The sequence below is a fragment of the bacterium genome (assembly GCA_029210545.1).
Classification (GTDB): Bacteria; BMS3Abin14; BMS3Abin14; order BMS3Abin14; family BMS3Abin14; genus JARGFV01.
The window spans coordinates 1-12221 of record JARGFV010000079.1 but is presented as its reverse complement, the minus strand read 5'-3'; the positions used below and the strand labels follow the sequence as shown (position 1 = coordinate 12221).

Sequence of the window (12221 nt, the reverse complement as noted above, 5' to 3'; positions counted from 1 at the left end):
GCTCAACCCATTCTACAGAAGGCGGCCTGCGCCGTCTCTTTTTACACCACTATATGGACATCACCGATGAACCAGATCGTTGGCTGGGATGCCCAGAACGCTTACTGCGACAAAGGCTACAAGGGTAACCCGAAACAGTTAGGCGACACGACGATTCATCTGGCCAACCGGGGTAAGAACAGTATGCCCCGCAGCCAATGGCGTTGGTTTAAGCGGCGCAGCGCCATCGAACCTGTGATCGGCCACATGAAGCAGGATAACCGGATGGATCGCAACTATCTGAAGGGTACCGATGGCGACAATATGAACGCCATCCTGGCCGCGTGTGGATTTAACCTGAGAAAGCTCTTGCGAGCTTTATTTTGGCTTTTTTTCAAAGAGCTGGAACGGTTCAAACTGCTGCTGAAACCGTTCAAATTGCCTGGCGCGCCAATGGCCGCGGATTTAAGGGTCTAAAATATAATCTGCCAATACAAATTTATGCCCACAGTGGCGCTGAATGCGAATTTTTCAGGGACGACGAAATAAGCAGGGCCAAATCGAATTGGTCCCGAAAGGCATCAGAAAGAAGCTCCGTGGCGATATTGACGTCGGTCATTTTTTCGAACGTTATACTTTGAATGATGCCGCATTTGGTACAGATTCGTTCATTCATCTGGTACTTGCCATAATAAAGTTCGATACTACCTGAAGCTTCCAGAGCTTCGATATATGTCATCTGTCTTTTAATTTTAGCTTTAGAATCAACAATTCTGGAGGGCCGGGCTCAAAGTTGAAGTGCAACACTTAGAGGAGTTAAAGTGTTGCACTTCAACTTTGAGCCCGGCCCTTCATCCCTGTTAAATCGAACGCTTTTAAAGGAAGCGCTGGTGAAAATGGATTCCGGATAATCGCGTTGTATTTCGCGCGATTTCCGGAATGACCCGGCTTCGTTATGCCTTTGGCATAACTACGCCGTGGCAAGCCCGTCTTCGCTGTAAGCTTCCGCCGTCGCTCTACGAGCTATGGCGTGACAGGTCCGTCTCCGTCACGCTAATTGCGTGACTGCGCCGTGACAAGATGGCGTGACAAGTCGCCGCGGCAAGCATGGATTGTACGGCTCCCCACGCTCTACGCACGTGCGCACGCACGGGTGGGAACCTAGAGCACGCCAGTCAGTACGCAGTACGCTCCACGCACGTACGCACGCACGCTCTACGTCAGCACTTCATACTCCCCCCCATCCACCCACAGCACCCCCACCTCTTTAACTCTACCGATATCGAAGGATTCCCACGCCTCCCTGTAAGCCCCCAGCTGTTCACTGTAATCCTTGTCACTACTCCCTGTCTTGTAATCCACGATGACCCAGCCGTCGTCTTCCTTAAACACCAGGTCCATGACGCCGGACTCCAGCACCGGCATGGGGTCGGTCGACTTCAGGTAGTTGTAGGGAACCTCGGTGAGGCGCTGCTCTGCTTCCAGGGCCCTTGCCCAGATAGCCGATGAAGTGACGGAGCGCACGGTGGTGACCGCTTCGGCCGCGTGGTCCCTGGGCAGGTCCTCCTCCACCAGGAACGCCGCCGCCAGCGCTTCGAGCTCCGGGTCGTCTATAGGTGTATCCGGGGCAGCACCCATGGCCACCTCCAGCAGCTTGTGGATCACGGTGCCCCACCCGGTGCCGTGCTCGCCTGTGGGGGGCTGGGGGTCCTTGCCCGGGGCGGCGCGGCGCGACGGTAAACTCTTTTCGTAACCGGGCCTTGAAAGGCTCTCCCATTTCTTTGAGTAAGCTGACGGGTCTCCATCCCCGTCGGGTCCGAGCGCCTCTTCAGGCGGGTCCGGAGGCTGGGCATCCTCCGGGTCGGGCAGCTCAGGGGCATCTTCCAGGTGGTCGCTGAAAAAGGCCCACGGGTGGGTGCCCGCCTTGCCCTCCAGCCGGGAAACCACCAGCATGCTCCCCGCCCGGGTGGCCGCCACGTACAGGAGGCGGGTAAGCTCGGCAATGAGGAACGCCTCTTCCCGGGGGCCCCAGGTGTCGTCCCAGTCCGGCGGGAGGGCGACTGCGGGCGGCCGTCCCCAGCCTCCGGCGGCTCCCGCCACCTCGGCGTAACCGGTGACCTCGTCGCCGTCCCGTACAATATGGAGAGACGGGGAGGTGCTCCATTGCCCCACAGGCGTGGCCAGGAAGACCACCGGCGCTTCGAGCCCTTTCACCTTGTGCAGGTTCATGACCCGGACCAGGGAGGCGGGCTCGGGCCGGGCCGCCACGCCGTCGTGAGCCTCCTCGCCGGAGATGAGCAGCCGGAACGTTTCCAGGACGTGATCCAAAAGGGGCCTTTGGGCGGCGGCGCCCCTGAGAACTTCCAGTGCCTTGTACAGGCTCCCGACCCTCAGGTCCCCGTCGGCCTGGTTAGCTGCCATGGCCGCCAGGCCCAGGTCCTCAACCATGCGCTCCATGGCGGGCACGACGGGCAAGGTGGCCAGCCACCGGGCGTAGAGGGACAGGCGCTGTGTGACATCAACAAACCTTTCCGCCAGCTTCGTTTCGAGCCCGTCGGGTATCGGCCTGTCCCAGCGGAACTCCCCTCCGGCGAGGCGGTAGGCCATGAGGTCGGTGTCTGAAAAGCCGAACATCGAGCTTTTTAACACCGCCACAAGAGCTACGGGGTCGTGGGGCCTCGCGGCGCTCCTTACTGCCACGTACAGGTCGTAAAGCTGGGGGACCTCGCTTAAGGCGGCGCCGCCCGACACCTGGTGGGGGATCGACCACCGGTCAAGGGCGCTGGAAAAGGGAGACAGGTGCGCCCTCTTCATGGTCACCACCATGAAGTCGCCGAAGGCGCAGGGGCGCGGTGCCCCATCCTTCCCGGTCACCGTGGCCCCGGAATCCACCAGGCCGCGGATGGTGCGGGCGATCCTCTCCGGCTCGTATTCCATGACCATCTGCTTGTTTTTGCACCAGCCCGGTATGGAGACAGTACGGATGCCGGAAAGGTCCGCCGGGACCTCGCCGGAGTCCGGGCGGCCGGATTCGAGCCTGACGTAGCGCGGGGCCACGTCGGTCTCTTCGGGGGGGAAGCACGGTTCGAATACCTGGTTGACCCATTGGAGGATCTCGGGGCGGGACCGGAAGTTCGAGCCCAGTTCGAGTTTCCCGCCGCCGGCTCCCGTGATGGCGTCGGGCCCGGTGATGATGTCGCGCACCTCGTTGTAGATCATGATGTCGGCGCGCCGGAAACGGTAGATGGACTGTTTCGGGTCGCCCACCACGAAGAGGGAACCTGGCCGCGGCGGGCAGTTTTTCCAGTCCCTTTCCCCGGTGTCGGTGGAGGTGAGGAACATCATGACCTCGGCCTGGACCGGGTCGGTGTCCTGGAACTCGTCGACGAGGAGGCGCCGGTACCTGTCCTGGAAAAAGCGCCTGACTCCCGGGTTTTCCCTGAGCAGTGCGGCGGCCTTGAGCAGGAGGTCCTCGTAGTTGAGGGACCCCTGGAGGGTTCGGGTGTGCCGGTAGCGGTCCACCGCCGGATAAACGGCCTGGATGGCGACGGCGTAGCGGTACTCCCTGAACATCCTGACGGCGGGAATGGCCACGGTTTCGTTGAACCGGACCCACAGTTCGGCCTCGCCCCGGGCCTGCTCCTTTCCCCCGGGGTAGAACTTGTTCCGGGCGACGACTTTAAGGCCGAAGGTTTCCAGGAGCTTAAACAGGGCCAGGGGATCGGAAAGGTCCCGGGCGTTGCGTGCCATGCGCCGTACCCTGCGCATTCTCGGTATGAGCGTGTCGGAACCGAATTCGTCGGGCAGCTGTGGCAGCAGGCCATCGATGTGGGCCAGGTACCTGCGGAACGCTTCAAGGGCGCCGGACATGTCGGGAGGAACGGGTTCGGGGGCGGGCCACCGGTCGACGTCGGGGTGCCCCACCACTGTCTCGAAAAGCCCGAACAGCTCCCCGGGCGAGAGCCCGGCCTTTACGATGCGGTCACGCGCGGCCTCGTCGGTAAGGCCTCTCATCTGCTCATCCCAGGACACGCGGCGCAGCCGCCCGTCCTCGGCCTCGTCCATCTCGGTAAAGGCCGGGTCGACGCCGGCTTCCACGGGACGTTCCCTCAAAAGCCTGGCGCAAAAGGAGTGGATGGTGCCGACGAAGCACCTGCCGGAGTTTTCCAGGGCGTCGGCGAAAAGGGCGGCCTTTGCGTCGTCACCGTCGGCAAGGGCTTTTCCCCAGGCATCTTCCAGCTGCAGAACGAAGCGCACCTTGAGCTCCGACGCGGCCTTGCGGGTGAAGGTCACGGCGGCGATGTGGTGGGCGCGGGCCTTGCCGGACGCGATGAGAGCCACCATGCGCCTGATCATGCTCGTTGTCTTGCCGGTCCCCGCCGCCGCCTCCACGAGATAGTTGGTGTCGAGGTTCTCCTCGATCTTGCGGCGCTCGGCGGCGTCGGGCAGCTGGCGGATCTCGGGATCACTCATATCCGCGCAGCTTTCTCATGGGGTTTAAGGCCGGGTCGTCTCCCGCGAGCTTCGCGGCAACGCGCAGGGCCTGGGAGGCGGTGTCCCCGCAGACGAGGGCATAATCGCACCATTTGCAGTCACCGGCGTCGTCGGTGGCCACAAAACAGCCCGAGCCGGCCAGGTCGCAGAGGTGGGCCAGCACTTCCCTGCCATCTTCCAGTGTCTCCCTCGCCAGGAGTACGGCTTCTCCCTGGGCCTGGGCGGTGGGGAACAGGTACCGGAAGGCCACCACCCGGGCGTTATGGCCGGCGCTCCGGGCCAGGCAGCTTTCGGCCATCCGGACGTAGAACAGGTGCTGGACCACCCGCCCCTGGTTAAACGGGTCCTTCCGGGTGTAGAGCCAGTTGCTGCCCGACTTGTAGTCGGTGATCACGAAGGCGCCGTCGCTCTTCCTGCGGTCGATACGGTCGATGCGCCCCCTGGCCCGGACGCGCCGCCCCGGGGCCAGTTCCAAAGACACCGGTTCGGCCCGGTCGAGGCCCGTGGGCAGGTCCGTGGAGGGCAGTCCCAACGACGCTTCGGCGTAAAGGGGCTCGTGATCACGGGTAAAGGACTCCTCCTCCCGCAGGAAGATGCGGGCCGACTCCATCATCTGCTCCCGTTCGTGGTCCCTGGCGTGGGAGGTGGGCGGCGGCGCCTCCCTTCCGTGCCGGTCTAAAAGGCCGTCCAGCAGCTTTTCCAGCCCGGCGCTGTCCCTGTCGTAGTCGGGGGCCTTCCCTGCCCGGATGAGGCCGTCCATGTAGAGCTGAAACAGTTCGTGGAGGATGCTTCCCCTGTCGGAGGGGGTCAGCCACTTCCCGGGCTCGGGAGCCTCCTCGTCAACTCCTTTTATGTCGAGGATATACTTGAAAAAGTAGCGCAGGGGGCAGGCCCCGAGGGTCTGCAGGCGGTTTGACGACGCGGCAGGGCCGAGCTCCGAGAGGATGTCCAGCTCGGGGGGCAGGGGGCCTGTCAGGCCGTCGAAGGGGGTCACCACCGGCCGCCGCTTTTCCTCCGACGCGGCCATCCCCCTTCCCAGGTTCGGGAAACGCCGGCCGAGAGCCGCGCTCCCCCCGATCACGCGTCCGGGACGAGTGAACCTTTCGGTCCACCACTGTGCCGAATCAAGGCTGATGCCGCCGGCCGGGTCGATGAAACCGGCCGGGGGGGACAGGTGGTTCAGCAGGGCCTCCTGGTCGGCCCGCGGGTCGGAAAGGATGCGGTAGGCCTTGACCAGGGAGGGGCTTGGGAAGGTGTCGCGGTCCTCCACCAGGTCCCGGAGGCAGCATGCGAGGGTCAGGGTGCCTCTCACCCTTCCGGCCAGGGCGATAAGGGAGATCTCCCTCGCTTTGAGCTCCTCTCCGGAAACGCGCAGCAGGGGGGAAAGGGCCTCCCGCTCGCTGTCTAACAGCACCGGCTCCTGGCGGTCGGAGCCGGGGAAGCGCCCGTCGTCGAGACCCAGCACGACGGTGTGGGGCCGTCCCGAGTGTCCCCCGAGGGCCAGGGGTGCCACGTGCAGCCGTCCCGGACGGGGCCCGCTTCCGGCAACCCTCACCTCCTGGATAAAACTGACGATCCACGCAAGGGGGTCTCCTTCAGGGAAGTGACTCAACTCCCCTATGTTCTTCAACGTCTCGTCGATATCCCGGGCGAGAGCCTTGGCGGCGTACTCGTCGAACTGGCCCGCCGTGCGGACGGTCGTTTCCAGGAAACAGGCAGCCCCTTCGAGTACCTCGGACAGGGAGTGGCCCGGGAGGGGGGTGCACCCTTGAAGGGTTGTAAGGAGGTTTTGGAGCGAATCGAGAACGGCGAGGTCCTTCCCACGGTCCGGCAGTGCGTCGCCGTCCTCGTCGTAGCGATTGCCGGACCGTCCTTTCAGCGCCTCCATGGCCGCCTCTACGGCCGCTAGGGCCGCCCCCGGTCCGGGGCCGGCCCCGGTTCCGCAAAGCAGGTCCGCCGCGGCCGCCCTTTCTGCCTGGCTGCTTTCACCGTTGAACCTTAAAAGGCCCTCCCGCACCATGCCGGCCAGGCCCTGGACCGGGTACCCGTCCATGGCCCACCGGGCCCAGGCGCCGAGGGCTTTGCCGGGGCGCGAGTAGACGGAGGGGATCCCCTCGGAGAAGGTGGCGGGCAGGTTGTCCAGGTCGCCGGTCTCGAAGGGGAAGTGCCGTGCGAACAGTTCGAAGAGCAGAGGGAGGTAGGTCGAGCCGTCCGTGTAAAGGATCTCCACCTGGTCCAGGGGCCAAGTGCGGGAAAGACACTTTCTCAGGGCAAGGCGCGCCTCGTTGATCTCCCCCGACGCGCCCAGGATCTCCAGGGTCCCGTCGTCCTGCGGAGATGAAGCCTTAGGAGGGGCCTGCAGGGGGGTGTCCATCCAGGCAAGGCGCGCGAGGTCGGTGAGCTCCCGGTCCCCGGAAGGGGAAGGCTCTCCGGGTTTCAGTCCCTGGACGATCACGGCAGGCAGCAGGTCCATGAGAGTGTTCTCCAGCCCGCGCAGTTCGAGGTCGTCGGGGGTCAGGAGCATCCTCCCTTCCGGCCATCGGCCCGTGCCTGAACGAAAGTCATCCGTCACGGCGGACAGGAGACCGCCGTAATCGACCCGGCCCATTTCCGCGAGGCCGTTTTCATAACCGGTGAGCAGGTCGGCCAGCTCCGCCATCTTGGCGCTTTTACCTCCCTGCCCCGAGCCTGGTCGAGGGGTCCCCGCGTCTCCGTGTCGAAGCCTGTCACGCCAGCGGCGTGACGTCCCCGTGTCTCGGAGTTCTTCTGCAGAAATTCCCGCTGTCCGGAGATCTTCGATGGACCTTGTCAACGCACTCACCAGTGAGGGGAACGGTTCCAGCGTTGTGAAGTAGCGCGGCGCCTGGTCACGAAGGGCGTTGAGGACCCGGGAGACGAGGATCTCGGCACCCCGGTGGGAGATCAGCTTTCCCGGGGCGGAACCGGACAGTTCAAGGACGAGGCTCCTGACAGTCGTCACACGCAGGTTGACGGCGGGCTGCCCGGAGCGGGCCACCTGCTCGGCCCACTGGTTGCCCACGCGCCGGTTAGGGGCGAGGAGCCATTTCTCGGCGAGCAAATTCTCCCGGCAGATGGCGGCGAGGTTGGATATGAATTTATTGGGAACGAAATGGGTCATAGAGCGTTTGCTAATTCCATATTCCAAATAATAATTTACCGCTAAGTATGCGAAGTTTCGCAAAGTTAAAAATCGGATAACAATTTTGATAGGGTCGCAAAAAGTCCAATCCGGGACTTTTCGCTCCACGGAAAGGGAAAAGCGTCGTTTTCCCTTTCCTCACAAATCAATGACCTAGGGTGTGGGTCATTGATTTGAGCGCCCCGCGCGGGGCGCGTTGATGGACTTTTTGCGAGTCCATCAATTTTAGGGGATTCAATGCGTTTTCACCACCCGTTCGCCACGTTAGGGATGTGACTCACTAGAGACACGGAGGACTCGGAGAAAAGCAGAAAACTATAGAACAGCTCTCCTCACCGATGCTGCTTTGGATCCTTGCTGCCCGGGATAAAGTGAACCTTGATCCCGGGCAGCAAGATCAAACAGCTGATTTCATAGAAATCCCTCTCCCAAGGGAGAGGTCGGGTGAGGGGATGTTTTTCCCATGCCTTACTTTACGTTAAAATTTTGATCTTCCCAAGGATTAAGCTTTCCTCCGCTTTTCTTCGTGCCGCCGTGGTAATTAAGCACCGCTTTTACAGGACCAGAGATCGCTTCACATGGGTAGGTTCCTTTCACCCCCACCTCGATCCTCCCCCCTCAGCAGCCGCCTTCGCATAATGCTTCGGCGAGCCATGGGGAGAGGAAGGATAAGGAAGGGAGCCTCCATGAGGGGGAGAGGGAGAATAAGGAAAGGGGCTATTGGTAGGGGGAGGAAGAATAAGGAAGGGACTATTGATCGGCCCGGAATGACGGAAAGAGGTAGCCGTATCAGGAATGACGGCCATCCTTCGGTTGGGGTTCGATCCCGTTGATGGCGGGACTCACGGTCCTGAACTTGCCGAAGGGGGATTTCGGGTTTTCCCCCCATGCTCCCTTACTCCCATACTCCCAAACCGCGCTTTTCCATCCGCCCCCCGCACTGTATTGATGCACCTGACCCCCAATTCTGCTAACATGACCGCACGGATTAAAAATCATTGTCCAGTTTTTTGAGTGTTTAACGACAAACCATTCGGAGGTTGCCGATGGCCAGAAGAACATCCCTGTTGATCACCACCGCCGTATTCTTAACCTTTGCTCTGGCCGCCCGTTGCGAGGCCGAACCAGCCGAACCGACCTGCGGGAATGTCCCCTTCGGATCTTCCATATCCACGGTCCTGGAAATTTTTGAAGGGGCCGAGATCTCCCAGGAGGCCGCGCCCTACATCGAGTCCATCGGCAACTACGCCCTGGAAGGCTACTTCAAGGGGGGACTGAAGCGGGACGACAGCGGTATCTGTTTCCTGCCCGGCATCGTGAAGAAGTACACGGTAAAAACGGAAAACTGGAAGATGTGCAAAACGGTGACCCTCTACTTCGGGGCTTTCGAGGTGGACGCCAAGGACTACGGGCTTTTCATGGTGAAAAAGACCGGGGCCGCGCCTTCTGCCGAGGCCGACTTCAAGGAGATCTTCGAGAAGATGGCCGGGGAACTGGACAAGGAGACGAAAGTCGGCCACAAGGTGGACCAGGGCCGGATCCAGTCCTTCGACGAGCAGTCCCACTCCTTCTACCTGCCCGCCCTGGTGGGGACGTGGGACGGCAAGGACACCCTGGCCTTCCTCATGGTGGCAAACTCCCCTGACAGCGGGCCTCTTGCCCCGGAGATCGTCTACGTCTCCAAGCCGGCGCTGAAGAGGTATCTGGAGATGTGCAAGACCTATTAGCTGTCTACCGACAGCTAACAGGTCAGTGCTAAGTACTAAGAGATAAGAGCCAAGAAAGAACACACTGGAGGGCAAATGCTCTCCGATTTTTTTCAAAACCAGTCCGTTGCCGGCGGAAGGTGTTACTCCGATACTCTGTCACCGCTCTCTCCCCGCGTCTCCGCGTCTCGGTGTCCCCGTGTCGGTTGCATCGGAATAATAACGCCTTTTTGGCCGTCCCATTCGGCCGATGCAACCTCGCGTCCGATCCCTTTCACCAGGGGGTCGAAGATCCTCTGTCCATCGAGGCCCGTGATGGGCCTGGGCGTGAAGTTCACCTCGTAGTTGTCCACCAGCAGGGGGTAGATCTCCAGCAGCTCGCACCGGCCGCCTTCCGTGAACTGGGCGACAGCCAGGATCCCCACCCGGGAGCGTTTGCTCAAGGAGCCGAAGGAGAAGTTGCCAAGGCTGTACATGACGGGAGCGCCCCGGTAAACGTCGATGGGCTGGGGGACGTGGGGATGGTGGCCCACGACCAGGGAGGCGCCGCTGTCGACGGCAACCCTTGCCAGCTCCACCTGGTAATCTTTGGGCTCGGTCATAAGCTCGGCGCCCCAGTGGAACGAGGCGATGACGGGGCCGTCGGCCGCCTGGTCTGCAGCTGCCACCCCCCTCGCTACCGCTTTGGGTGAACCGAAAGCGGTCCCGGGCCGCGCTTTCCGGGCCCAGTAGCTCTCGGGAAAGGTATTGGAGTACCCCAGAAGCAGGGCGATCCGGTCTTTCAACTTCAGGAGGGCCGGAGAGTAGGCGCTCCCGACATCCATGCCGGCTCCGGCATGGGATATCCCTGCTTCCTCCATATAAAAGATGGTGTCGGCGAGGGCTTCCACCCCGAAATCCAGGATGTGGTTGTTGGCAAGCCACGCTGCCTGGACACCCTCTGCCTTCATGGCCGCCGCCGCTTCCGGTGAGGCTCTGAAAGTGTAGGTCTTCCCTTCCACGGCATTGCCTGAGGTCGTCAGGGGTGTCTCCAGGTTAAGGACAACGGCGTCGGTGGTAGCCAGTATCTCACGGACCCCGTCGAACAGCCTCGCGTAACCGTACCGGTCGATAACAGGCTGGGCGCTGCCTGCCGGCAGGAAATCTCCCAGGAGGGCGATACGCAGGGGCGCACCCCCTTGAGCGGGGGAAATGGCGGGGGAAAAAAGGATGATGGCGCAGATGCCGACAGGAAGGAAAAACCTTTTCATGGCGGGAAGTTAGCACGGCTTCCGGAGTTTGACAACCAACATTGCCGATGTTATAGAGCAGATTCCGATCCGGCAATGCCGCGCTAGGTACTATGTACTAGGACAAGAGCAAATAGCGATTTTGATCTTTCATAGCTCATAGCCCATAGTACATAGCACGTAATAAGTTTCCCACAGCACAAGGACTTACTATGCTCGACGCCAAATTCATTCGCGAAAACCTCGACCACGTGGCCGAAAAGCTCGCTCTTCGCGGTCCGGGCAACGATATCGGGCCCTTCGAGGCACTCGACGCGGAGCGGCGCTCCCTCATCCAGGCCAGCGACGAAATGAAGGCCCGGCGAAACACCGAGTCGGCCGAGATTGGCAAGCTGAGAAAAGAGGGGCTGGATGCTTCCCCGCGCCAGGAGGCGATCCGTACCCTGGGAGAGCGGATAAAAGAGAACGATGAGCGCTTGAAAGAGGTTGAAAAGCAGCTTTCCCACCTCCTGATGACTCTGCCTAACCTCCCCCACGGGAGTGTGCCCGTGGGCCTTGATGAATCGGCCAACAGGGTCGAGAGAGTCTGGGGAGAGGTTCCCTCTTTTGACTTCAAGCCCCTGGCCCACTGGGACCTGGGCGAGATGCTGGGCATTATCGACCTGCCGAGGGCGGCCAAGATGGCCGGCGCCCGGTTCTCCCTCCTCACGGGGAGCGGGGCCAGGCTGGAACGTGCGCTGATAAACTTCATGCTGGACCTGCACACTTCCGAGCACGGCTACAGGGAGGCGCTGACCCCCTTCATGGTGCACCCTTCCAGCATGATGGGCACCGGGCAGCTTCCCAAGTTCGAGGATGACCTGTTCCACGTTGAAGGCGGGGAATTCTACCTCATCCCCACGGCAGAGGTGCCGGTGACCAATATCCACCGTGAGGAGATCCTGGCCGAGTCGGACCTGCCGGTGCGCTATACGGCCTACAGCCCCTGCTTCCGGCGGGAGGCAGGCTCCCACGGCAAGGACACGCGCGGTCTTATCCGCCTGCACCAGTTCAACAAGGTCGAGCTGGTCAAGTTCGCGAGGCCCGAGGATTCCTACGAGGAACTGGAAGGGCTGACGAGGGACGCCGAGGAGGTTCTCAGGCGCCTGGGGCTGCACTACCGGGTAGTGACCCTCTCCACAGGAGACCTGGGGTTTTCAGCCGCGAAGACCTACGACCTGGAAGTATGGCTTCCCGGGCAGGAGACATACCGGGAGATCTCTTCGTGCAGCAACTTCGAGGATTTCCAGGCCAGGCGTGCCCAAATACGGTACCGCCCCTGGGAGGGCAAGGGAACCCGGTTCGTGCACACCCTCAACGGGTCAGGACTGGCCGTGGGCCGTACCCTGGTCGCCGTCCTGGAGAACTACCAGCAGGCGGACGGGAGTGTGGTCATTCCGGAAGCGCTGCGGCCGTACATGGGTGGGATGGACATTATTACCCGGGATGCTTAATTTGGCGGGTAATAACGTAACGGAGTAACGGTGTGTCGGAGTCTCGGTGTAGTATAACATTGATGGACTCGCAAAAAGTCCAACAACGCGCCCCGCGCGGGGCGCCCAAATCAATGACTCACTCCGTAAGTCATTGATTTGTAAGGAAAGGGAAAACGAC

6 protein-coding genes are annotated in these 12221 nt (G+C 61.6%); 3 read left to right on the top strand and 3 right to left on the bottom strand.

Translation table 11 applies throughout. The annotated features are described in order from the left end of the window. On the top strand, window positions 1–456 hold a 456-nt coding region (locus tag P1S46_08985), incomplete at its 5' end, for a transposase (protein ID MDF1536620.1). Between the two features lie 738 nt (window positions 457–1194). On the opposite strand, the gene P1S46_08980 is transcribed toward P1S46_08985, so the two are convergent. Both P1S46_08980 and P1S46_08975 read right to left on the bottom strand, forming a co-directional pair. Next, window positions 1195–4452 carry a UvrD-helicase domain-containing protein gene (locus P1S46_08980; protein ID MDF1536619.1) on the bottom strand — a complete coding sequence of 1086 codons (3258 nt, stop codon included), beginning with the start codon at window positions 4450–4452 and terminating at the stop codon, window positions 1195–1197. Further along, window positions 4445–7612, bottom strand: coding sequence for a PD-(D/E)XK nuclease family protein (locus tag P1S46_08975; protein ID MDF1536618.1), 3168 nt, complete (start codon window positions 7610–7612; stop codon window positions 4445–4447). Before P1S46_08975 ends, P1S46_08980 begins: the two co-directional genes overlap by 8 nt. Window positions 7613–8679: 1067 nt before the next feature. Here P1S46_08975 and P1S46_08970 point away from each other — a divergent pair. Continuing rightward, window positions 8680–9360: a hypothetical protein gene (locus P1S46_08970; GenBank protein ID MDF1536617.1), complete on the top strand. Its 681-nt coding sequence runs from the start codon at window positions 8680–8682 to the stop codon at window positions 9358–9360. A 122-nt stretch (window positions 9361–9482) separates the two neighbouring features. Here P1S46_08970 and P1S46_08965 read toward each other — a convergent pair whose 3' ends face one another. Continuing rightward, entirely contained in the window at window positions 9483–10589 is a 1107-nt protein-coding gene (locus P1S46_08965; protein MDF1536616.1) for a CapA family protein, read from the bottom strand. Window positions 10590–10780: 191 nt separating this feature from the next. Here P1S46_08965 and serS point away from each other — a divergent pair, with 191 nt between their 5' ends. Beyond that, a complete protein-coding gene (gene serS / locus P1S46_08960; protein ID MDF1536615.1) occupies window positions 10781–12061 on the top strand; it encodes a serine--tRNA ligase in 1281 nt (426 codons plus the stop codon). Window positions 12062–12221 lie beyond the last annotated feature (160 nt).